The sequence below is a fragment of the Owenweeksia hongkongensis DSM 17368 genome, from assembly GCF_000236705.1.
GTDB classification, from domain to species: domain Bacteria; phylum Bacteroidota; class Bacteroidia; order Flavobacteriales; family Schleiferiaceae; genus Owenweeksia; species Owenweeksia hongkongensis.
This window is the reverse complement of record NC_016599.1, coordinates 147,399-172,488: the sequence shown is the minus strand read 5'-3', so window position 1 is coordinate 172,488 and position 25,090 is coordinate 147,399. Positions and strand designations below refer to the sequence as shown.

18 protein-coding genes are annotated in these 25,090 nt (G+C 40.9%); 7 read left to right on the top strand and 11 right to left on the bottom strand.

Annotation, left to right across the window (positions count from 1 at the left end; genetic code table 11):
* Positions 1-21 precede the first annotated feature (21 nt).
* Both OWEHO_RS00775 and OWEHO_RS00770 read left to right on the top strand, forming a co-directional pair.
* Entirely contained in the window at positions 22-1,239 is a 1,218-nt protein-coding gene (locus OWEHO_RS00775) for an S-adenosylmethionine:tRNA ribosyltransferase-isomerase (RefSeq protein WP_014200539.1), read from the top strand.
* A complete protein-coding gene (locus OWEHO_RS00770) occupies positions 1,236-2,363 on the top strand; it encodes a hypothetical protein (RefSeq protein ID WP_014200538.1) in 1,128 nt (375 codons plus the stop codon). Before OWEHO_RS00775 ends, OWEHO_RS00770 begins: the two co-directional genes overlap by 4 nt.
* On the opposite strand, the gene OWEHO_RS17635 is transcribed toward OWEHO_RS00770, so the two are convergent.
* Positions 2,347-3,174, bottom strand: a complete 828-nt coding sequence (locus OWEHO_RS17635; protein ID WP_014200537.1) for a phosphatase PAP2 family protein — start codon at positions 3,172-3,174, stop codon at positions 2,347-2,349. The genes OWEHO_RS00770 and OWEHO_RS17635 overlap by 17 nt on opposite strands.
* 39 nt (positions 3,175-3,213) lie before the next feature.
* Between OWEHO_RS17635 and OWEHO_RS00760 the strand changes: the two genes are divergently transcribed.
* The 5 genes from OWEHO_RS00760 (at position 3,214) to OWEHO_RS00740 (ending at position 7,372) form a co-directional block, all read left to right on the top strand.
* Entirely contained in the window at positions 3,214-4,062 is an 849-nt protein-coding gene (locus OWEHO_RS00760) for a CheR family methyltransferase (RefSeq protein ID WP_014200536.1), read from the top strand.
* The gene (locus tag OWEHO_RS00755) at positions 4,025-4,618 is read left to right on the top strand and encodes a chemotaxis protein CheB (RefSeq protein ID WP_014200535.1); all 594 of its coding nucleotides are present in this window, start codon (positions 4,025-4,027) and stop codon (positions 4,616-4,618) included. Before OWEHO_RS00760 ends, OWEHO_RS00755 begins: the two co-directional genes overlap by 38 nt.
* A complete protein-coding gene (locus tag OWEHO_RS00750) occupies positions 4,578-5,621 on the top strand; it encodes an endonuclease/exonuclease/phosphatase family protein (protein ID WP_014200534.1) in 1,044 nt (347 codons plus the stop codon). Before OWEHO_RS00755 ends, OWEHO_RS00750 begins: the two co-directional genes overlap by 41 nt.
* A 163-nt stretch (positions 5,622-5,784) precedes the next feature.
* Complete coding sequence (locus OWEHO_RS00745; protein WP_014200533.1) at positions 5,785-6,762, top strand: hypothetical protein; 978 nt, start codon at positions 5,785-5,787, stop codon at positions 6,760-6,762.
* A 196-nt stretch (positions 6,763-6,958) separates the two neighbouring features.
* Positions 6,959-7,372: a hypothetical protein gene (locus tag OWEHO_RS00740; protein WP_041627302.1), complete on the top strand. Its 414-nt coding sequence runs from the start codon at positions 6,959-6,961 to the stop codon at positions 7,370-7,372.
* A gap of 75 nt (positions 7,373-7,447) precedes the next feature.
* Here OWEHO_RS00740 and yidC read toward each other — a convergent pair whose 3' ends face one another.
* The 10 genes from yidC to OWEHO_RS00690 form a co-directional block, all read right to left on the bottom strand.
* On the bottom strand, positions 7,448-9,235 hold the full coding sequence (gene yidC / locus OWEHO_RS00735; protein ID WP_014200531.1) for a membrane protein insertase YidC: 1,788 nt from the start codon (positions 9,233-9,235) through the stop codon (positions 7,448-7,450).
* Positions 9,236-9,237: 2 nt separating this feature from the next.
* Positions 9,238-10,851 (bottom strand): CTP synthase, encoded by a 1,614-nt coding sequence (locus OWEHO_RS00730; RefSeq protein ID WP_014200530.1) that lies wholly within the window; start codon positions 10,849-10,851, stop codon positions 9,238-9,240.
* 126 nt (positions 10,852-10,977) lie between these two features.
* A complete protein-coding gene (locus OWEHO_RS00725; protein ID WP_143764663.1) occupies positions 10,978-11,931 on the bottom strand; it encodes an AAA family ATPase in 954 nt (317 codons plus the stop codon).
* A 1-nt stretch (position 11,932) separates the two neighbouring features.
* A complete protein-coding gene (locus OWEHO_RS00720; protein ID WP_014200528.1) occupies positions 11,933-13,288 on the bottom strand; it encodes a peptidylprolyl isomerase in 1,356 nt (451 codons plus the stop codon).
* Entirely contained in the window at positions 13,289-14,128 is an 840-nt protein-coding gene (locus tag OWEHO_RS00715) for a hypothetical protein (protein ID WP_143764428.1), read from the bottom strand.
* Between the two features lie 22 nt (positions 14,129-14,150).
* Positions 14,151-16,118 carry a peptidylprolyl isomerase gene (locus OWEHO_RS00710; RefSeq protein ID WP_014200526.1) on the bottom strand — a complete coding sequence of 656 codons (1,968 nt, stop codon included), beginning with the start codon at positions 16,116-16,118 and terminating at the stop codon, positions 14,151-14,153.
* 47 nt (positions 16,119-16,165) lie between these two features.
* Positions 16,166-17,641 (bottom strand): IMP dehydrogenase, encoded by a 1,476-nt coding sequence (gene guaB, locus OWEHO_RS00705; protein WP_014200525.1) that lies wholly within the window; start codon positions 17,639-17,641, stop codon positions 16,166-16,168.
* A gap of 173 nt (positions 17,642-17,814) precedes the next feature.
* Positions 17,815-21,270 carry a T9SS type B sorting domain-containing protein gene (locus OWEHO_RS00700; protein WP_014200524.1) on the bottom strand — a complete coding sequence of 1,152 codons (3,456 nt, stop codon included), beginning with the start codon at positions 21,268-21,270 and terminating at the stop codon, positions 17,815-17,817.
* Positions 21,271-21,500: 230 nt separating this feature from the next.
* Positions 21,501-22,733: a T9SS type B sorting domain-containing protein gene (locus tag OWEHO_RS00695; RefSeq protein WP_014200523.1), complete on the bottom strand. Its 1,233-nt coding sequence runs from the start codon at positions 22,731-22,733 to the stop codon at positions 21,501-21,503.
* Positions 22,720-24,927, bottom strand: coding sequence for a fibronectin type III domain-containing protein (locus OWEHO_RS00690; protein WP_014200522.1), 2,208 nt, complete (start codon positions 24,925-24,927; stop codon positions 22,720-22,722). The genes OWEHO_RS00695 and OWEHO_RS00690 overlap by 14 nt, the downstream gene beginning before the upstream one ends.
* Positions 24,928-25,090 lie beyond the last annotated feature (163 nt).

Genomic DNA, 25,090 nt, shown 5'->3' with positions numbered 1-25,090 from the left:
GGCCTCAAAGAAAAGCCATTTTTGGAACAAGACGTAAAAAATATCCGAATAGAGGAGTACAACTATCCGCTCCCTGATGAACGAATTGCCAAATACCCTGTATCACCCAGAGATACTTCCAAGCTTCTAATTTATGAGGATGGAAATATCAGGGAAGATCAGTACAAGCATCTTCTGAAATATTTGCCAAGAGATAGTTTTTTGCTTTTTAATCAAACCCGGGTAGTTCAGGCCAGGCTTAAATTTCCTAAAAATGAGACCACTACCATAGAGGTTTTCTGTTTGGAGCCAGCCGAGCGAATGGACATCCAGCAGGCCATGCAAGCCAAATCTCCATTGAGGTATAAATGCCTCGTAGGCGGTGCCCGCAAGTGGAAAACTGGAAAATTGTCTATTGAACTAGAAGATGGAACTGCGCTTTATGCAGAAAAGATTGACCGCGATAATGGCTCATTTATCATCGAATTCTCTTGGGATAGTGATTGCCATTTTGCTGATATTTTAGAAAAAGCCGGAAAAACCCCGCTTCCACCCTACCTCAATCGCGATGCTGAAGATGCGGATAAAAGCACGTACCAAACTTTATTTGCCAAGCAAAATGGTTCTGTAGCTGCTCCTACTGCCGGTCTTCATTTTACCGAAGCCTTGCTTCAGGAGCTAAAGGACTGTGGCGTTGAAGAAGCTTTTATTACACTTCATGTTGGCGCAGGAACTTTTAGGCCCGTTTCCACCGAAACCGTGGCCGAGCATGATATGCATTACGAGGAGTTTTTTATTGATAAAAAGCTCATGGATTCATTATTGGATAATCTCGATCGTCCTATTATTCCAGTAGGAACAACCTCCCTGCGCGCTTTGGAAAGTATTTATTGGCTAGGCGTAAAAATTCTAAAATCAGGAATACCGGATGACAGTTATGTGATTACTCAGTGGGAACCTTATTCGGGTGAAAAACTACCTAGCCCCTTAGAAGCTTTGCAAGCAGTGGCCTATGAAATGTCCATCAAAAACCTGGAAATACTTACTGCCAAAACCCAGCTTATTATAGCGCCTGGCTATGAGCATCAAATTTGCAGTGGACTGCTTACCAACTTTCATCAGCCCAAAAGTACCCTCCTACTTTTGGTGTCCTCTTTTGTTGGCCCAAAATGGAAGGATATTTATAATTATGCTCTAGATCATGACTTTAGATTTTTGAGCTATGGTGATGGCTGTCTTATTTTAAAACCAAAAAAATGATGCTAAAAAACATCTTCTATCAGGTATTTAGCTTTTTGTACTTCGCCAGTTTTGGGCAACAAATGCCCTTAAACAAAGTTGGCGAAATACCTGAAGAAGTGAGTGAATGCAGCGGAATAGCCATGTTACCAAGCGGCAACTTTGCTATGATAAATGACAGCGGTAATGAGCCTGAAATTTTTATCACTAATAATGAAGGTAAATTACTCAAAACCATACCCCTACCTAATGTTGTAAACACAGACTGGGAGGAACTGGAGTACGACCAAGGTTATCTTTACATTGGTGATTTTGGCAACAACAAGAATAAACGCACTGATTTGTGCATCTTAAAATATCAGGTATCCACCGCGGACTCTTTGTATAATTTGGAGGAAATAAAATTTAATTTTAAGGAGCAACAAGAGTTTCCAGAGCCCAAACAGAGCCGCAATTTTGATTGTGAATCCATGGTGCACTTAGGTGATTCTATTTATGTTTTTACTAAAAATAGAACAAAGCCCTTTACAGGATACACTTATTTATACGGAATGCCTACCAAAGCCGGGAACTATTCTATTTCGCGATTGGATAGCTTCAAAACCGGGCATGGCGACAAGTCGCTATTTTGGGTGGCCGGTGCTGCTTTGAGTCCATCAAAGGATAAACTTGTCCTTTTGGGATATGATAAAATGTGGGTGTTTACTGATTTTAAGGGCGCAGATTTCTTTGGTGGAAACCAGGAAACCTATGCCTTCCGTGGGGTTTCTCAAAAAGAGTCCATCACCTTTACGGATAAAGAATCGCTACTAATTACAGATGAGCAAAATGAGCTTGGCGGTGGCTTTGTATATACTGCTTATTTCAAATTTGATGATAAGGTGAAGATCTCCGTTGAGAAACCGCAATTTGACGAACAAATTAAAATCTCAATAAACAGTAGCAAACACCCTAAATTACAATATGAGCTACTAGATACCAAAGGGATGCGAACCACATTTGGCATAATTCCCGAACATGCAAGATCCTTCACCATAGATACTAGAGATATTTCCGCAGGGGGATATGTACTGAGTATTTTAATTGATGGGAAGCCGCTTCAGGCTATAAAGCTGAAAAAGCTATATGCTAAAAAGAATAAGTAAAAGACATTGAAGTTCCTCCCTTTGAATTGGGAGCAATGCCCCATTTATACTTATCAGGCATTGCCACAGTTTTTCCAATAAAAATCCCCAATACGGCACCGCCCACCACATCAGAAAACCAGTGGCGATTGTCATACACCCGTGATAAAGCAGTAACCGTAGCCAACGGATAAGTTACCCAAGTCACCCATCGATGATCTTTATAATAGGTGCTCATACTTGCTGCCAGTGCAAAAGCGGTAGCTGAATGCCCTGACACAAACGAAAGGTTATCCATAGAAAAAGATGGTCCTCCCCAGTCCCAAGAATCAGGAGGGATGTTTTCATCTGGTCTGGCTCGGTGTGCTAAAATCTTAATCAAGCCGGTTGCTCCACCAGCTATCAAGGTTGCTTTAAATGCTGTAAGTGTAGGGTCTGAAATTTCTGGATGATGACTGATTTTTGCAACAGTATAAATCACAAAAGATCCACCTACTACTATAATGGGGTTTCCAAAAGGTTCACCAATGTATTTTGCAACAGCATCACCTGTAGTACTAAAACTCTGTTGGCTCCACTCCTGTATTTCATCATCTACTGTAAATGACAAGGCTGTGAGTGAAACAGCACCAGCAGCTAATGCCCAGTCTTTACCTTTCCATTTGGCTGGACTTAATAGTATTCGCTTAGTATCATTAAAGGTTTCTACCGGTAATTCCAGATATGATTTTTGAGACTCAATACTGCTTTCAGACTGGGATATAGCGGTTTTTGACCACCCAAAAAGTAAGAGAATGGTGAGTAAAAAACATTTTTGAAAATAGTTAATCAATTGAAAATAGCTCTAATTTAACGGCTCCAAAACTAAGCAATGAACGAGCCTGTGGCCTATCATCCTAATAAAAATAGTATAAGTGTGGAGCAAAAAGATCAATTGCTTTCTTACTTGAATGATAAATTGGAAATAGATTTTAGTCAATATTCGGAATCTTCTGTGAGGCGAAGAATCTCTAAAATCCTAATGGAGCTCAAGTTCTCGGATGTTGAGGAATACATTAAATACCTTGATCAACAGCCTAACCCACGCGAGGTTTTCATTGAAAAATTTACGGTAAACGTTACGGAAATGTTTCGTGACCCTTTTTTTTATTCATGCTTTGGCCGCTTGATTCAGCAACTCGCTAGTGAAAAAGATCACATAAAAATATGGTCTGCTGGCTGCAGTTCTGGCGAGGAAATCCTCTCGCTAGCCATCCTGCTGAAGGAAAATAACCTTCTGCATAAAGCAAGTATTTTGGGAACAGACCTTTCCGCAGCTATTCTGGATTTGGCCAAATCCAAGACATACAAGCATCGTCATATAGCTAACTATGAAGAATCTTATAAGGAAGCAGGAGGGAAATTTAGTCTGGAAAAATATTATTCACAGGATGGTGAAAATGTGATTTTTCATGACGATCTTTACCATTCTATTTCTTTTATGGAAAATGATTTGATGACTACTCCTCCGGCATCAGATTTTGACATAATCATCTGTAGAAATGTGCTCATCTATTTCAACCCTCAACTACAAAATTCGATATTAGGAAAGTTTTGTACTTGCCTAAATGATGGTGGTCATCTAATACTTGGCTCCAAAGAATCTATTATCTTCTTTGAAGATAGAAATGCATTTGTAGAAATTGAACCAGAAAGCAGCATTTATAAAAAAGTCAAATAACATCGTGGTGATTGGTGCCAGTGCTGGCGGAATCATTGCACTAAAGACCATTTTTGGGCAAATTAAAAAGCCTTTAAATTGTCCTGTACTTGTCGTTATTCACAGACCTAAACAAGGCAGCCACAAGTTAGACGAGGTACTTGGCTATTCTTCAAATCTAACTATAAAGGAGGCCTCCAATCAGGAGCCAATGCTGGATGGTATAATTTATCTTGCCGCCAGCAATTATCATTTATTAGTTGAGAATGACGGCACACTTTCACTAAGTTTGAGTGACCGGGTAAACTTTAGCCGACCCTCAATAGATGTTACTTTTTACAATGTGGTAAAACAATTTGGCAATCGTGTAACAGGCATTATCCTTACCGGAGCTAACGAAGATGGCGCCTTTGGACTTGGAGCTATTGCGAGTGCAGGAGGAAAAACTATCGTTCAAAAACCCCAGGAAGCACAGATTTCGGTAATGCCGGAAGCTGCATTAAAAATGGCTCCTGACTCGAAACAACTGACGCTGCATGAAATTTCTAACTATCTCTTGTCAAACTTTAGCTCATAGCTTCTTTCTGGTATTGCTTTTACTTTGTGTAAAGCTAAATGCACAAAAAAGCGAAAGTCAACGTATTGCCTTTTACAATCTTGAAAATCTTTTTCACCCGGAAAATGATTCTTTAAAAAATGATGATGAATACACTCCGGAAGGAAAACGCAATTGGAGTATCTACCGCTATCATGAAAAACTAAATCATATGGCAAAAGCCATATTGAGTATTGGTGAATGGCTGCCTCCTACGATTGTTGGTGTTGCCGAGGTTGAAAATAAACAGGCTTTAGAAGACCTGATTAGCACGGAGGTATTACGCAAATTCAACTATGGTATCATTCATTTTGAATCACCCGATAGGCGCGGTATTGACGTTGGTATGCTTTATAGGAAGGACGAATTTACCCCAATTGCAAGCCGTCCTATTCCTGTAAAAATGCATAATGACCCAAATTTTGTAACACGTGATATTTTATACTGTAAGGGTATTTTTAATAAAAAAGATACGGTACACCTTCTATTTTGTCACTGGCCCAGCCGCTATGGTGGACAGGCAAGATCTGAACCTAAAAGGATTCAAGCAGCCCTGACGTTAAAGCATATTACGGATTCGCTTAATATGCTCCCTTACCCTACTTACGTGATAGCTGCTGGCGACTTTAATGATGAATGGACAAACATAAGTTTACATGATACCCTCAAGGCACAACCGCTTGACACAATGCTGCATGGAAAAAGTTTAATCAACTTAATGGCTACTTTACCTCCTACACAAGGCTCACATAGGTACCGAGGTACTTGGAGTTATTTAGACCAAATAATTGTGAGTTCCAGTCTTTTGAGCAATGAGGCAATATCAATAAAAGACAATACAGCAAAGGTTACAACTCATGGATTTCTGCTCACCACAGATGATAAATATCCTGGCTCTGTTCCTTTTAGGACATTTTTAGGGTATAAGTATCAGGGTGGATTTAGTGACCATTTGCCAGTGTATGTTGATCTGATCTTTAAGTAAATATGCATCTAACCCAACCTTTGCTCTATTTCCTTCGATTACTAATATGAATCGTTTACACATCTATATCAGCAATACAATGCTTGCATGTTGCGTTTTCAGCAAATAGTTTGCATTTTCACCAGCTTTAATTTTAATATTTTTGCGATCTATCAAAACATATATGATGAAAAAAATTCTGCTTTTTAGTGCGCTCATCGCCATCTTAAGTTCTTGTGGAGAAGAAGACCCCATACCGACTGTAGACTCTGGCCCAGCAACCCCTCAAGAAAAGTACAATGTGCTATTAATGATGGGATCTGATATTCAGAATCCGGGATCAGCAGTATATGAAGAAGCTCGTATACAAGCTTTGGATGAATATAGTGGCAGTATAAATACCCTGCATATGGTAAGCACAGCAGTTGGTGGGCTTTACGAACCGGATGGTGATTCTATTATGATGAATTTTCAATCTCCTACAGCACCGTTTTTTGTGCTCGATGACGAAGAGGTATTCTCTGCTGATCTAGTAAATAAAACCAAGTTTGCACTTCGTAAAAAGCCCCTACTTGCGGTTACCAATCAGGTTAGCCAAAACGATACAGCCTGGATAATTGATCATAAAGTAAAGTTCTTTATGGACACCTTAACCAGTGATATTTATATTGATACCTACATGCTTGGTAAGAGCAAAGCAAGATCATATACTACTGAAATTCCTGGAATGACTTTAGATCTAAGAATGGCGGCTAGCCAGGATTTAATCAAACACCCACCACTACCTCTTCCTCATGAATCTCAATGGGATAAGGATGTATTAACTGAAAATGAAAAAAGGGTACTTGTGAAAAAAGGAACTACATTTTTCTATGAAAACCAGTTTCTAGCCAAATTTGACAGTACAGGAACCTGGGGCTATCCTCTTGGTGACTATTGGCCGTTTGGTGGTGAATATTATAAAGGTGATATTATTGGAACGGGTGATACACCCATCCGTCAATATATTAGAAAATTCAAGAGCAAAAATGCCGCTTCCCCTGATTATGTATCGAGCACCAAGTATACTTTTATGTCTATCGTTTGGGTTCGCGATCCACTTACAGGTTCTTTTGTTCATGCAAACAGCTATATAAACAGTGCTACTTTTACAGTAAAATAACCCAATCCATTTTTTTGATATAATTAAAGTTGCTTCAGTAATGGAGCAACTTTTTTTGATTTGTTTATAGCTAAAAATATTTGTCTGAAATTAGATGCTCCTCATAAAACTAATGTAAAGCTTGAAATCCGTCTATATTTTAATACTTGTTGTCGCATCTTCTAGTTGCAACCCCTATAGCAGAGTTCCATTAAAATTGGAAAAGAGTAGCAGTGGAACTACACTGTTCAGGACTGACGGGCTGTATTACCGAACCTACCGTGATGAAGACGGAATAAACACAAAATTTTTTATCCCTTATCAAAATGGTGTCTGTTTTGGTTTTTGGGGAAATAGCGCGGGTTTAGAAGATCTGATAGAAAGTATTAACAACGGAGATTTTGACAGATATAAAGATTTGCCCTATATCTGGGGAGTTTATAATGTAACTGGCGATAGCCTAACCGTAGAAAAATGGCTTAGCACCGGTAGTTTAAAATACCCATCCTACAGGTATAATGCGAAAATTCTAAACGACACAACCTTACTTTTTGACCTGCCACTATTTGGTAAGATGCATTTCTTTCCACTAGAAATAAAACCCGATAGCACAAACGCATTCATTGATTGATACCCCATAAAAAAGCCATCCCAAATGACTTTGAGACGGCTTCATAAAAAATATTTAAAGCGCAAAGGCGAACTTTTACTTCTTCCTTCTCGCTTGTCTATTTTGCTCCTCCTGCACTTCGCGCATTCTTCGCATAAAGCGATTTTCCTTTTTCGGCTGCGCCTTCTTTTCCTGAATCTTAGCGTGAATTTTATCATCATCTAAAAATGCACGGATGGCAAACTGCTGTCCAAAAGTAATCACGTTGGCTACAAAGTAATAATAGCTCAAACCTGCCGCGTAGTTGTTGAATACTCCAAGGAATACAACAGGCATCAAGTACATCATATACTTAAGCTGTGGCATTTGATTATTGCTACCTGTAAGCTGTTGATTCATGTAGGTGTAGATAAGCGTAGAAACGGTCATCAATAATGTAAACAAACTCACGTGATCACCATAAAATGGAATGTTGAATGGCAGATCATAAATAGAATCATAAGTAGAAAGGTCATGCGCCCAAAGGAAGGGTTGCTGCCTCAATTCGATAGAAGCTGGAAAGAATCTAAACAAAGCTATCAGAATCGGCATTTGGAACAGCATAGGTATGCAGCCTCCCAGCGGATTCACCCCAGCTTTTCGATAAAGCTCCATAGTAGCCTGCTGCTTCTTCATTGGGTCTTTATCCTTATACTTCTCGTTAAGCTCATCAATCTCTGGCTTAAGCACACGCATTTTGGCCATAGAGCGATAAGAAGCGTAAGTAAATGGGAAAAGGATTATCTTGATAAGTAAAGCAATCGCTAGAATAATCAAACCATAGTTTAATCCATACCCCTCAAGCCAGTTGAAAAGGTTGATTACAATACCACGGTTTATCCAACCTAAGATTCCCCATCCTAGTGGAATAAGTTCCTCAAAACCTTGCTCATAAGATTCTAAAACCTCGTATTTATTTGGCCCAAGATATAAACCAAAAGAACTATTTACATCTCCTGCTGTAGAGTTTAAGCTAACTTTTGAAACCAAAAGTTTGGTAAACTCTTCTGAACCTTCAATAGTTTTTGAAGCTAAACCTGCCTTTCCAAAATCCGCATTCTTATTGATAAGGATAGATGAAAAGAACTGCTGCTTATAGGCCAGCCACTTAATATTTTGAACTTCTTCGCTATCATCTCCAGATCCAGAAAGATTGTCCATATCGTCCTCGTTAGCGAACCTATACTCTAACTCGGTAACAGTATTTTCCGTCTCAATATTTTTCTCCTGACGAAGGGTTTTCATTTCCCACTGTAGGCCTCCATCCTGAGGAAGCATATTTCCCATTCCGGAAGAAACTACATCCCAACCCAGCATATAATTGTCTGGCTCAATGGTATAAACGTAGGTTAATGATTTACCACTTCCTGCATCCAAAGTCATGGTAACTTTGTTGTCAGAGTTTTGCACACCAGCAAAAACAAGGTCAGCGGTGTTCATTGGTCTATCACCATTTATGGCAATGTTGAAATCCGCATTCTTATTAATTAAGTAAAGCGGCAAAGAATCATACGTCTGATATTTTTTAAGGCGTGCCTGAACAATCTGCCCACCATTGCTAGAGATTACAACTTCTAGAAACTTATTTTCTAAGGTAAAAAGCTCCTCGCTTGCTGCCGTTGCCGGGGCAAAGAGTTGATTGCTATCAACCACCACCGAGTCCAGCTGATTGTTGTTTACTTCTTCAAGCTGCTTGGTTTCTTCTACAATTTCTGTAGAATCCACTTTGTTTGGAGTTTGTTCCAACTCAGCATTTGGCTTATTAAAAAAGTAGAAAAAGAGGAAAATACCTCCAATTAGCAACATCCCAATAATCGTGTTGCGATCCATTCCTTTATTTTCCATGCTTATTTCGCTTTTGAAGCTGTGATTGTAGCTTCAACAAATTTTACAAATAATGGGTGCGGGTTAGCCACTGTACTCTTGTACTCCGGGTGAAACTGCACGCCTACAAACCAAGGGTGAGTAGGTATTTCAACAATTTCTACCAATCCCAAATCAGGATTTTTACCGGTAGCAATCATTCCATTATCCTCAAAATCTTTGAGGTATTCACTATTGAATTCATAGCGGTGTCTATGACGCTCGCTAATGGTTTTTCTCTTATAGGCTCCAAAGGCCAAAGTATCCTCTTTCAACTCACAATCGCAGGCACCCAATCGCATGGTACCACCCATGTCCTCAACTTTCTTCTGCTCTTCCATAAGTGAAATCACAGGATGAGCACACTCTTTATCCATTTCGGTAGAGTTTGCATTTTCCCAACCTAACACATTGCGTGCAAACTCAATTACTGCGGCTTGCATTCCTAAGCAAATACCGAAAAAGGGAATATCATTTTCACGTGCGTAACGGATAGTTTCAAGCTTACCGTCAAAACCACGCTCACCAAAACCTGGAGCTACCAAAAGACCATCAAGCCCATCAAAATGCTTCTCGGTAGTTTCTATATTAAGGCTTTCAGAGTGTATCCAACGAATATTGACCTTACACTCATTAGCCGCTCCTGCGTGAATAAATGATTCTACAATAGATTTATATGAATCATGAAGCTCAACATACTTTCCTACCAGACCGATAGTTACCTCATGTTTAGGATAACGCAGTTTGTACAAAAAGTCCTTCCAGTTTACCAAATCCAAATTGTCTTCAATTGGTAAATCCAGTTTTTTCAATACTACTTCATCCAACTTTTGATTGCGCATCAAAATTGGAACTGCATAAATTGTTTCTGCATCAAGAGATTCAATTACGGAATCCTTTTTTACGTTGCAAAACAAGGCAAGCTTACGCTTAATATCTTCTCCCAACGCATGCTCAGAGCGACACACTAAAATATCTGGCTGCACACCTGATTCCTGTAAACTCTTTACAGAGTGTTGTGTTGGCTTAGTTTTAAGCTCACCTGTAGCAGCGAGCATAGGCACTAAAGTTAGGTGTATAACCAAACAGTCTTCACCAAGCTCCCATTTAAGTTGACGAACTGTTTCTACATAAGGCAAAGCCTCAATGTCACCTACAGTACCTCCAATCTCGGTGATTACGATTTCAAATTCACCGGTGTTACCCAGCTTTTTGATTCTATTCTTAATTTCATCAGTAATGTGAGGAATCACCTGAACGGTCTTCCCCAGGAAATCTCCTCTACGCTCCTTTTCAATAACCGACTGATACACCCTACCAGTAGTTACGTTATTAGCCTGAGAAGTTGGGCGGTTCAAGAAACGCTCATAATGACCAAGGTCAAGATCGGTTTCTGCACCATCATTGGTTACGTAGCACTCACCATGCTCGTAAGGATTTAAGGTACCCGGATCAATATTGATGTATGGATCCAATTTTTGAATGGTAACGCTATAACCTCTTGACTGCAAGAGTGTAGCTAGAGAAGCAGAGATGATTCCCTTACCCAATGAGGAGGTTACTCCTCCTGTTACGAAAATGTACTTTGTAGATGGCATATTTTACTTTGTCCCGGGTTTGCAAAAAACGGGGCAAAGCTAAGCATAAAAGCCCTAAAAAGGTGGTAATTCCAGATTTGAGTTTTGCTGTTTTTAACACAAAACCGTCACTAGTACTAAGACTGTTTAAATCAGCTCGTTGATGATATCTTCAATCTGAACGCCCTCTGCTTCCGCTTTGTAATTCTTTACCATACGGTGGCGGAGAACAGGTTTAGCCACAGCAATTACATCTTCCTTGTCAGGCGAATATTTCCCCTTTAAGGCCGCATGGCACTTAGCTCCCAAAATAAGATACTGAGAGGCACGTGGGCCAGCTCCCCAAGCTATGTATTCATTTGTGATGTTTTTAGCTTTTTCGCCATTAGGACGAGAGGAACTACTCAACTCCACAGCATATTCATACACACTATCGGTAACAGGAATTCTCCTTATCAACTTTTGAAAATCAATAATCTCCTGCTGACTAAGCACTTTATTCACAGTAGTATCCAGCCCGCTTGTGGTAGCTTTTACAATTTGAAGTTCTTCGTCAAAAGTAGGATAGCCTACTTCTATGTTAAACATAAAACGGTCCAACTGAGCTTCTGGCAAAGGGTAAGTCCCCTCCTGCTCAATAGGGTTTTGGGTAGCTAAAACAAAAAATGGATCAGCCATGGGATAGGTTTGTCCTGCTGCCGTAACCGAGCGCTCCTGCATGGCTTCCAAAAGTGCAGACTGAGTTTTTGGAGGTGTACGGTTTATCTCATCTGCCAAAACAATATTGGAAAACAAAGGACCTTTTACAAATTTGAAATTTCTATTCTCATCCAAAATCTCTGCTCCAACAATATCAGAAGGCATAAGATCTGGGGTAAACTGAATTCTATTAAAACTTAATCCCAAAGCTTGCGCGGTGGTATTTACCAAAAGGGTTTTGGCCAAACCTGGAACTCCCACTAAAAGAGAGTGACCCTTGCTGAAAATAGATAGTATAAGCAGATCAACCACTTCTTGTTGACCAACTATTACTTTTCCTATTTCCTGCTTGAGTTCGTTATATTTTTTACCCAAAAAATCTACTGCTTGGGCATCATTCATGTTATTCGACATATTGAGACTGTTTTATCCAGTTGCGCTGAAACTCGCAGTCAAGATAATCATTGTTAACTCTTACGTAAGTAGTTTTCAGCTTTTCTTCAATCCACTTTTGCGTAATCTTATTTTTCTTATCCTGAAGCGCAATCATCTGTATTCTTTGATAATCGGTTTTCAAATCTGCGCGGTGAGGTTCCGTTTTATTATTCAATTGAATAAGACGATATCCTTCCTTATCATCAGGTGTTCTAAAGAATGACGGTTCTGAAATTCGTCCTTTATCCATATTTTCTATGGCATAAAATACAGCTTTATCAAGCTGGCCAACTTCCCACTTAGAGTCACCCGTGTATTGGGCATTAATGGCAATCCCACCGTTTTGTTTAGAGTCTTCATCATCAGATACAGCTTCTGCCGCATCCCCAAAAGTCACCTTCTTGTCCAAAATAGCGGTACGAACACTATCGAGGAAGCTTTTGGTCTTGTCCAGATTTTCAGCCGAAATCTTTGGTTTTATCAAAATGTGACGAAGATCAAGCTCTTCCCCTCTTCTCTTTAATAGCTGTACAATGTGATAACCATACTCCGTCTTGAAGGGTTTTGATATCTCTCCTTCAGTCAAGTTAAACGCCACTGCTTCAAATTCTTTTACAAACTGTCCGCGTTTAATACCTTCATACTTACCACCATTTTTAGCCGATCCCGGATCTTCTGAATACAGCACAGCCATTGTGCTAAAAGATGAGCCATCTTCTACTCGTTGCTTTATTTCGTTAAGTCGAGTGATTGCTGCTTCAACGGCTTCTGGGCCAGCTAATGGATACTTCACAATCTGCGCATATTCTACTTCCGAGTTTATGAGCGGCAAGCTATCGTGAGGTATTTTTTTATAAAAATTTCTTACCTCCGTTGGAGTGATTTCTACTTCGGCAGTGATTTGCCCAAGCATACGCTGAGCTATCATTTGATTCTCCACAAAGGGGTACATCTCCTCTTTTATTTCAACAATAGTTTTATCGTAGTACTGCTCAAGCTTTTGACGGCTGCCAATTTGCTGAACAAATACCTCTATCCTTCGATCGATAGTAGCATTTATCTCGTCTTCAGTAACCAGTACACTATCTACTTCTGCTTGATGTAAAAGAAGTTTTTCAAAAAGAAGGTCTTCAAAAATGTTACAAGGGTCAAGATCCTTTGGTTCCACTCCTTGTTGGCTTTTCATACTGGCTACTTGCTGATCCACATCAGATTTCAACACAATATTTTTACCTACCACAGCAACCACTCCATCAATCAATTGTGGCTGTGCATAGGCTTGTCCGGCTATTGCCAAAACTAAAATTGCAAAAAACTTCTTCATTTAATAAACTTCAAATTCCTTCTTGTCGAGAGCGTCTTCCAATAAATTCTGCTCTAAACTATTAATGATATTAAGCTTTCGCTTGTTGATCAAGATATTCTTAATAATCTCCCTAGAATAAGGCAAGGGTGCTTTATCTCCACGAAGCCTGTAGTCCTTTATTTCCAACAAGTAAACATTGGTGGAGTCTTTAAATTGTGTAAAACTCGTACTTTTTATAAAATTCTCGATGTCTTCATTTGGCAAAGGGATTTGCTTTCGCAACTGCTCATAAGAAATCCAGGTACTATCCCTTACCGAAAACTTGTAGGAATACTTCAAAGCATAATCATAAAAACTGCTTTCGTCTTTTTCTTTTTTAGAGTAAAACCACTTTATGGCTTTCTCCAAGTTTGGCGCTTCCAAGTTAATGGCTGCATAATCTACTCGTAAGATATTTTCTTTCAGTACAAAATCATTACTCCCACCTTTATAGCTACTTTTTATAGCATTAGCTGAAATATTGGTATCTAATGTTTGAGAAATGTACTGTTGGCGATAGGCAAATTTCAGAAGGTCATTTCTATACTCTTCTATTTGCTTTTCAAAATTTTTCTGGCTTTCTGTAAGGTTGTATTCAGCCTTCAAAATCATCAGTTGGTCTTTGGCCCATACATTAATGTAATTCTGCAAAAATGCTAAGCTATCAGCTTCGGTCAAGTCATTCGGCATTAAGCCCTCAACGTCTTCCTTGTACAAGTAGCGATCATATACCCTAGCTACAACCGGTTTGGTTTCTTCTTCCGAACCGCTTGTATTAAAAAGCTGACAGGAGGAAACCCAAAAGATCCCTCCTGTCAAGAATAAAACTCTTGATATTTTTTTAGCTATCTGACTCAAGCTTTTCAACCACTTTTTCGAGTACCGAATCATTTATCTTCACCTCATATCTGGATTTCAAATCTTTTATCCACTGTTCTTCCAGATAATTTTGATAATCACTAATTACCAAACCACGAGCTTCTTCATAGGTTTTTCCTCCTGCCGGAACTATTTTTATAATTCCCAACACAAAGAAACGTCCCTCAACTTCCATCGGTTTAGTGTAGCCAACAGTTTTCTCTACTCCGTCCACTATTTTATTTGTACCAGCCTCATATATGCTACTGTCTATCTTCACGTTTAGTTCAGACTCTGCATTTAGAGCTTTTTGCACCTCGTTCATGGCAGTACCTTTTTTCAGCATTTTTGCAGCTTTCTTTGCCTCCTTTGCTGATGCAGCATCAATAACATAAGCTTGGTATCTATCTTTCCACTGATATTTATCCGTATGAGAAGCGTAATATTCTTTGAGGCCTGTAGTGTCAGAAACAGATTTTCTCCACACCTTTTCTTCTGTTAAGTCAAACAAAAGAATTCCTTCGTAATACTCACGGCTTAGCAATTTAAATTCCGGGTATTTTTTAACTAACATACCTTTCTCGTAATTAACAAGCTCTTCCTCGGCATAGGCTTTATAATTTCCGCTCAATGCAGTAGACAATGAGGCTCCATTACCCGAACCTTGCTTTTTAGAAAGTGTAGTTATTACATCTTCTACAGTATACTTTTTATTGGCAAATTCAAAAACTACCTTACTGCCGTTTTTTATTTTCCCTGGCATGTACTCTCCTTTTAGAAATGACTCATCAATTTGGCTAAAGGCTGTTTTCATAACTTTGGGATACTCTCTAAAATTATACTCCTTTTTCAATTTTTTGATGATGCTCATGCGACTTTGTTGAGAGCGCTCGTCCCTATCTACTTTAGCCTTAATATCTGCAATAGCCACTTCTTTGTCAGCAACCCCAGTATGCTTTACCAACTGAATAATGTGCCAGCCCACTTCGGTTTGCACAGGCTCAGTATAATCTCCTGGATTTTTTAAACCGAATGCAGCGTCTTCAAACTCGATATACATTTTGTTGATTCCAAAAGGAAACATTCTTCCACCGTTCTTAGCTGTAGATTTATCTTCACTATACTGTTTAGCTAGAGTTTCAAAGTCTGACCCCGACTCAAGTTCGCCATATATTTCGCTTATCTTCTTTTCAGCCGCTTCTTTTTGCTCTAATGTAGACTTTTCGTTTGCGATGATAAGAATGTGGTTTACCATAATCTCTCCTCTTGCTTGGCGCTCATCCGTTTTCTTTATCAAGTGATATCCAAAACGTGTTTTAACGGGTCCAACTAATTGACCTACATCTGCAGTATATACAGCCTCTTCAAAAGGATATACCATATTGAAAACTGTAAAGTAACCTAAATCACCACCTCTTTTTGCAGAGTATGTATCAGCAGAAAACTGCTTAGCCATTTCAGAAAAGCTTGCACCTTTCTTTATCTTACTCTTAATGCTCATAATTTCACCATAGGCTTTAGCTGTATCTTCTGGAGAGGCCCCTCTGGGAATAGCTACCATAATATGTGAAGCACGAACGTCATACTGCATTCTATCATAGGCCTGCTCTACCAGCTCCTCCGTTACATCTTTATCTGTAAGATATGGCTTGGCCAATTGATCACGATAACTACCGTACTCGCTAGTAAAACCTGGCATAGTATCCATACCCAATTCCTTAGCTTCATGCACTTTCAGCTTAAAGTTGATGTACATATCCAAATACTCAGTAGGGGTTTTAGGATCTATGTCCTCTCCTAAATTTCGGTTCTTGTTGTACACAGCAATGTATTCACCGGCAGTTACTGTATCCTCTGCCACTGTAAACAAGGTTTTGTCGTCAAAAGACTCTTGTGCAAAGAGTACAGATCCACTTAATGCCAACAGGCAGGATGCAATGATTTTATTCATAAATAATTATTAATTTTAGTTAGACAAGATTGCAAATCAACTAAAAATTATTTTCTACTGTAATTTGGAGCCTCACGAGTTACATGCACATCGTGTGGGTGGCTTTCGTGAATACCAGCTGCGGTCATTTTCACAAACTTTGCATTTTCCTGCATATCCTTTATTGTAGGTGCTCCGCAATATCCCATTCCGGCTCTAAGCCCTCCAATAAACTGGTACATCACTTCGCTTACTTCGCCTTTATAAGCCACTCTTCCGGTAATACCTTCGGGCACTAATTTTTTAATATCCGCTTCCATATCCTGGAAATATCTGTCGCTGCTGCCTTTTTGCATAGCTTCAATAGACCCCATTCCACGGTAAGTTTTATACTTTCTTCCTTCGTATATGATTGTTTCTCCTGGAGCTTCCTTGGTTCCCGCCAATAATGAACCCAGCATTACACTATCAGCTCCCGCTGCTACCGCTTTTACAATATCTCCAGTAAAACGAATTCCACCATCAGCAATTAAAGGAACTCCGCTACCTTCCATTCCTCTTTTTACATCCATAATAGCAGACAATTGTGGCACACCCACACCTGCAACTACACGTGTAGTACAGATAGAGCCTGGGCCGATACCTACTTTTACTGCGTCAGCACCAGCATGCACCAAATACTTTGCAGCTTCAGCTGTCGCAATATTTCCTACTACCACATCCAGGCTTGGGAATTTTCCCTTTACCTGCTTAAGTGCATCTACTACTCCACGGGTATGTCCATGAGCTGTATCAATAATTACCGCATCCACATTAGAACCAACTAAAGCTGTAACTCTTTCCAACACATCGCCTGTTACACCAACAGCGGCAGCTACTCTCAAGCGTCCGTATGCATCTTTACATGCGTTTGGCTTAATCTTTAGTTTGGTAATATCACGATAAGTAATAAGGCCAATAAGGGTATTATCTTTCTTTACCACAGGGAGTTTTTCAATCTTATGCTGTTGCAAAATCACTTCTGCTTCTGCAAGACTTGTATTTTCATGAGTTGTGATAAGATTATCCTTAGTCATAATCTCATGAAGCATTCGATCATCATTTTTTTCAAAACGCAGATCTCTATTGGTAATGATACCAATAAGCTTCTTGTTACCATCTACAATTGGAATACCTCCAATTTTAAAATCAGCCATCATCTTTTTGGCGTCTGATACCTGTGCATTTTCACGCAAGGTTACCGGATCCAAAATCATCCCACTCTCTGCACGCTTCACATTTCTTACCTCTACAGCTTGCTGCTCGATAGTCATGTTTTTGTGAAGCACACCTATTCCGCCATCCTGAGCTACAGCAATAGCCATAGTAGATTCGGTAATAGTATCCATTGCCGCAGAGACAATTGGAGTTTTAAGGCTAATATTTCTTGTAAAGTTGGAAGTAAGATCTACTTCCCGTGGTAAAACCTCTGAATATGCAGGTATGAGGAGTACATCGTCATACGTTAGAGCTTCACCAAGAATTTTGTCTGAATTCAATAACATGGATGGCAACTTAGAATTAAATTGCGTGCGAATTTAGTAATAATACAGACGATATACACTGATAATGGGATAAGGTTTATTTATAATTCAAAAATAGTTCTCTAAATAATAAAAACAGCCCCGAGAGAAACTCCGCGAGGCTGTTTTTATATAAATCTACTAGTTCAAAGTTTCTACCTAATCAAAGTAAAACTACCTCTTTCTTCGGTGGCCACCTCACCTGGTGTGGCGTAGGTGATAAAGTAGATGTACACGCCTTGGGCTGCTTCTGTGCCATCAAAGGTGCCATCCCAGCGCTCTTCGGGGTTGGTAGTTTCAAATACCTTCACTCCCCAGCGGTTCATTATATAAAATGAGTACTGGCTTACTTCGGTAAATTTCATCGAGGGGCCAAAGCTACGGTTTATCTCCTGCTCACTATTGGGATTGAAGGCGGTAGGTATAAACACGCGTGCTTTTTGATTCATGCACACTGTATTGCTTCGGCTATCATAAGGATCACCGTTGGGCTGTACCAGCACCAAGGGATTCGGACCTTCTACAGCTACCACATAGTAGCAAAAGTTACCTTCACCTTCACCATACACTGCTCTGTCAAAATTATCCTGATACGTGCTATCGGCTGATGATACCTGTGCTATAAGGCTGTAGCTGGTTTCATCTTCGGCCTGACGGTATACATCATATCTGGCCACATCTCCCGCCCAGTTTTTATAGGTATTCCAACTCAGCATATTGCTTACATCGCCTCGCGCTTCTACATTCAGCAATACATTGTTCGACAGATCGGTTACCGTGTCCCTACCTCCACAGCTATCCGTGGCCGATACGCGGTAGTAGTAGATGTTGCTCTTAGGATTGGCTCCGTAGTCAAAAAAGTTAAAGGTATTCCCTACAGTAGGTTTGGGGATAGTAGCTATACGCTCAAAAGGACCTTCGGGCGTAAGCGCTCGTTCTATATCAAAGTTTAGTACATCGGCCTGAGCATCTATATAGGTGTTCAGCTCCATCGTATTCCGGTTTGTATTATTAGTTACCTGAGCTACGTACAAAATCTTCGATTTAGAGGGCACTTCGGCCAGTATACACAGCTCATTGGAGGTAGAACTCTTGGCTCCACTCGTATCTATAACTTGTATGCGGTAGCAATATTCATAGCCATTTTGCAAGTTGTACTGCGTGTAGGTGGTATCTTCTCCGGTACGGGTGTCCAGTATATTCCAGCCTCCGGGGGTACCATTTACTATCTCTTGTATCCATATACGATACTCCGCTACTCCCTGGTTACCAAAGCCTTCATAGGTGTTCCAGCTTAGGCGAGAGTAGGCTTCGCATTTATTTAAATAATTGCGCAGATATATGGTAGCGTGGGGTTTTACCAACTGATTGTCGCTAAAGTTGCCACAGCTATCTGCTGAGATTATTCTAAACTCTTCGCTGCGGGTATCGGCCTCACTGTTCGTCCACTCATGGGGCATGGGGGTGCCTTCGGGTATCGTGTCTACTATTTGCCAGCCCAGCTTGGGGTCGTTAAAAAACAGGTAGTACACCACTACATCGCCATTCTTGGTATCGTTCCAGCTTATTATGCTGTTGCCATTCGCATTTACACTTACACTATCCAGCTGCAAGGGGTCGTCATTGCTCTTATCGCTAAAGCGGCCTTTTTGCAAATTGGAACCACTGCCACAGTACAGCAATGTGGTATCGGCTACTCGAACCTGATAGTTTACAAACAAGTCGCAAACCTGCACAGTATCTACATAGGTGGTACCATTGGTTTGTCCCACCTGTTTCCAATTGCCGCTTCCCGCTGGTACTTCTTGCCACACCTGGTACAGGCCTTCGCTCGTATATGGCAATGGGTCGCTCAGCTTCGTCCAGCTTAGGTCCGCATAGTCGCCCAGTGGAGTTACTATCACATTCATCGTTAGGTCCATCACAGTCAAGGTATCGGAGGGTAAAGACAAAAAGTCGCACTTACCCGTACTCTTAATGATGTAAAAATTATTGTACCCTCCACTTCCGCTCACTATAGTTCCTAAAGAGTCAATGTCATATATCTTTTGAATGGTATCATAACCGCCCGTACTATTAGGGCCGGCCAATACCATGTAGTAGTTAAAGTCCAAAGCACTATCTATGGTAGCTTTTTCCCAACCTAGCTTACGATCGCCACTTACACTGTCTACATTCAGGCAAGTGAGGTTCAGAGGGCTTGGGTCTCCGGGAAGTACGTCTACTATAAAAGTTGTCAAAGCGATCTCCGGGGCCGGACAGCCGTCATCCTGCATACGCATTGAGAAAAAGAAGGTGTTGATCGGGTTACAATAACTTCCTTCCACATTCAAGTGCTGGCAGTCCGGCACCCAAAAGAACTCAATATTATTATTCAAAGCTTTTACATAACCTACCTGAGGAGCCACGGGAGTAAATTGTGCACAAGGGGCCACTCCATCACAGCCTGTACCGCTAGCCATAGGTCTTGATACTTCTAGCCCTGCCGCCTGAAAGGTAATTTGTTGAGGAAGAAAAGTAGACGGATTGATATCTGTATCCGTAGCTGATAATCTGAAGTTAACAGTATCTCCAGGGTACACACTTGTCTTATACGTTTTAGGCCCTAGTTGTTTTATATTCTTATACGTAGAGGTATCGATAAAAGCGTTTGGCTCGTTATTGTTAACGCAGTTATTAATAACCACAATAGCCACGTCTCTAAAAACTGAGGCTACCTTTATCATTTTACTATTACCATTAGCATCCACACCACATTTCCAGGCTTCCACCTCATAACAACTCACATAACTACCTTGAGTTGCTGTCTGTATATCCATACTAACCTCCCCAGTTCTACCATCTAAAGTAATAGGGCCATTGCCGGCATTAGTCAAATTACTGGGATAAGGGGATGTTCTGCTATAATTTGATACCCAATTAACGTTTTGGGTTCCTGCAGAATTGATCTTAGCATCTCCGAAACGGATAAATAATGAATCTAAGTCTTTGTCAGAAGCTAGGTGGTTATAAGTAAAAGGAGAACCTGCACAAATAGTTAAAGAACCAGTTTCATTAAATTTAGGGCTATTATCATAACATGGATTTGCATTTAGAGGAGCGGTAGCTCCAGCGGGAGTATATGGATACATCACCGCTCTAAGAAAATACCCTGCACTTGTTGGGCTCGTAATATTGGCAATCCCAGCTGGCCTACAGCAGCTATACCAACTAAATACCCATCCACCGGCACCTGGAACACCTGATAAAGTTGTTGGCTGTGGCCTACCAGCCACCCCATCATTCGTATACACATAACGTTCTACCGCTCCATTACCAGGCCCTGAGGTTGCGCAGCTAATAGACCCTCCTCCCAAGCAGGTTGGCGAAACTTCTGTAACGGATATTTGACTCAACTGAATACTTCCATTAGGTCCACTTAAATTTTGTGTTGAGCCTAAACCGGCAGTAGAACCACCGCACTCCTTATATATCGCTAGGGTAAATATATACTTCCCATTAGCTGTACACTCCCAGGTAATCTCACCACCCAGTAAGTGTGATGCCTTTGCCGTGTGGCCTGTAAAAAGCATTATCCCTATAAATGCTATTAATTGAATGACTTTTTTCATGTGCTAATCGTTTCGTGGTTTAGTATCGTTTCCTAATATAATGGATAAAACACTTTTTGTTCTAAGGCCTAAATCTATGAAGACCTGACATTCTACGAAAGTACAAATTAGAGAATGATGATTTTGCCTGTTTTAAAGCGTAGTTAATACGGATTAGCAAAACAAAGCAGCCCCGAGGCTTTAGTCCTCGGGGCTGATGATGATCTTTCGATTTATCAATCTTTTGTTTTCTACCTTATCAAAGTAAAACTACCTCTTTCTTCGGTGGCTACCTGGCCAGGTGTGGCATAGGTGATAAAGTAAATGTACACGCCTTGGGCTGCTTCTGTGCCATCAAAGGTGCCATCCCAGCGCTCTTCGGGGTTGGTAGTTTCAAATACCTTCACTCCCCAGCGGTTCATTATATAAAATGAGTACTGGCTTACTTCGGTAAATTTCATCGAGGGGCCAAAGCTACGGTTTATCTCCTGCTCACTATTGGGATTGAAGGCGGTAGGTATAAACACGCGTGCTTTTTGATTCATGCACACTGTATTGCTTCGGCTATCATAAGGATCACCGTTGGGCTGTACCAGCACCAAGGGATTCGGACCTTCTACAGCTACCACATAGTAGCAAAAGTTACCTTCACCTTCACCATACACTGCTCTGTCAAAATTATCCTGATACGTGCTATCGGCTGATGATACCTGTGCTATAAGGCTGTAGCTGGTTTCATCTTCGGCCTGACGGTATACATCATATCTGGCCACATCTCCCGCCCAGTTTTTATAGGTATTCCAACTCAGCATATTGCTTACATCGCCTCGCGCTTCTACATTCAGCAATACGTTGTTCGACAGATCGGTTACCGTGTCCCTACCTCCACAGCTATCCGTGGCCGATACGCGGTAGTAGTAGATGTTGCTCTTCGGATTGGCTCCGTAGTCAAAAAAGTTAAAGGTATTGGATGTGGTGGGCTTAGGGATAGTGGCTATTCGCTCAAAGGGACCTTCAGGCGTAAGGGCGCGCTCTATATCAAAGCTTAGTACATCTGCCTGAGCATCTATATACGTGTTCAGCTCCATCGTATTCCGGTTTGTATTATTAGTTACCTGAGCTACGTACAAAATCTTCGATTTAGAGGGCACTTCGGCCAGTATACACAGCTCATTGGAGGTAGAACTCTTGGCTCCACTCGTATCTATAACTTGTATGCGGTAGCAATATTCATAGCCATTTTGCAAGTTGTACTGCGTGTAGGTGGTATCTTCTCCGGTACGGGTGTCCAGTATATTCCAGCCTCCGGGGGTACCATTTACTATCTCTTGTATCCATATACGATACTCCGCTACTCCCTGGTTACCAAAGCCTTCATAGGTGTTCCAGCTTAGGCGAGAGTAGGCTTCGCATTTATTTAAATAATTGCGCAGATATATGGTAGCGTGGGGTTTTACCAACTGATTGTCGCTAAAAGTTGCCACAGCTATCTGCTGAGATTATTCTAAACTCTTCGCTGCGGGTATCGGCCTCACTGTTCGTCCACTCATGGGGCATGGGGGTGCCTTCGGGTATCGTGTCTACTATTTGCCAGCCCAGCTTGGGGTCGTTAAAAAACAGGTAGTACACCACTACATCGCCATTCTTGGTATCGTTCCAGCTTATTATGCTGTTGCCATTCGCATTTACACTTACACTATCCAGCTGCAAGGGGTCGTCATTGCTCTTATCGCTAAAGCGGCCTTTTTGCAAATTGGAACCACTGCCACAGTACAGCAATGTGGTATCGGCTACTCGAACCTGATAGTTTACAAACAAGTCGCAAACCTGCACAGTATCTACATAGGTGGTACCATTGGTTTGTCCCACCTGTTTCCAATTGCCGCTTCCCGCTGGTACTTCTTGCCACACCTGGTACAGGCCTTCGCTCGTATATGGCAATGGGTCGCTCAGCTTCGTCCAGCTTAGGTCCGCATAGTCGCCCAGTGGAGTTACTATCACATTCATCGTTAGGTCCATCACAGTCAAGGTATCGGAGGGTAAAGACAAAAAGTCGCACTTACCCGTACTCTTAATGATGTAAAAATTATTGTACCCTCCACTTCCGCTCACTATAGTTCCTAAAGAGTCAATGTCATATATCTTTTGAATGGTATCATAACCGCCCGTACTATTAGGGCCGGCCAATACCATGTAGTAGTTAAAGTCCAAAGCACTATCTATGGTAGCTTTTTCCCAACCTAGCTTACGATCGCCACTTACACTGTCTACATTCAGGCAAGTGAGGTTCAAGGGGCTTGGGTCTCCCGGAAGTACGTCCACTATAAAAGTCGTCAGGGCGATCTCCGGGGCCGGACAGCCGTCATCCTGCATACGCATTGAGAAAAAGAAGGTGTTGATCGGGTTACAAAAGTTACCATCTACACTTAAGTGTTGACAATCCGGTACCCAAAAGAACTCAATATTATTGTTCAAAGCTTTTACATAACCTACCTGGGGTGCCACGGGGGTAAACGTAGCACAAGGTGCTCCTCCATCACAACCAACTCCACTAGCATAAGACTTACCCGGACCTGAAACTGTAAGGCCAGCCGCATCAAAAGTGATCTTTTGAGGCAAAAAAGTAGAAGGGTTGATATCTGTATCCGTAGCTGATAATCTGAAGTTAATCGTGTCACCAGGGTACACACTTGTTTTATACGTTTTAGGGCCTAGTTGTTTAATGTTTCGGTAGGTAGAGGTGTCAATAAAAGCACTGGGCTCGTTATTGGTAGCACAACCATTAGCTGTTATTATAACCACATCTCTAAATACTGAGGCCACCTTTATAGGTCTAATCACTCCGTTGCCATCCACACCACATTTCCAAGCTTCTACCTCATAACAACTGGCGTAACTTCCATCTTGCGCCACCTGTATATCCATAGAAATCTCTCCAGTTTTACTATTCAAAACCACAGGACCATTGGCCGGATTAGTAAGATTGCTTGGATACGGTGACTGAAAACTATAGCCTGGATCCCAATTCACCGGGGTATTTGCCGCTGTCCAAGGCTCCGCAAATCTTACAAACAAAGAATCTAAGTCTTTATCAGCAACCAAGTGATTATATGTAAATGGGCTTCCCGTACAAATGGTAATAGAACCCAGCTCCTGAAATTTTGGACTATTATCATAGCAAGGGTTGGAGTTCAGGGGAGCTGTAGCTCCCACTGGTTGATAAGGGTACATAATGGCGCGTAGAAAATAGTTTCCTGGAGTAATATTAACCACCGTACCCGGTCTAGCACTCTGAAACCAACTAAAAATCCATCCCCCAGCAGGAGGCACCCCACTCAATGTAACAGGTGAATTACTTTTAAAAGTATGTTTCTCAACTGCACCTTTACCAGAAGGTGATGTATTACAAGAAATACTACCTCCACCAAGACAAACGGGAGACACCTCTACTATACTTTGTCTTGTCATGGGAATATTAACCGGGCCATTGATAGTTTGATTACCTGGAAGCGGTATAGCCCCTGCACCACACTCTCTATAAACAATCATTGTAAAGTCGTACTTTCCATTTGCTGTACACTCCCAAATAATCTCTCCACCAAGCAAGTGTGACGCTCTTGACTGAAAAGCCATTAGGCTAATCATCGTCACTATCAGTATTCTAAATAAATTTTTCATGCTCCTTAATTTTTCTGTAAAACTATCCAGATAAGGAGCTCATTAAAAGGGTCAATGAGTTTATGCCAGTGCTAAATGCTTGTTCAAGCAAAGAAAAAAAGGACAGCGAAAACTAATGCAGAACGCGCTTTGCATAATCCTGCAAAACTATTATTCTACGATA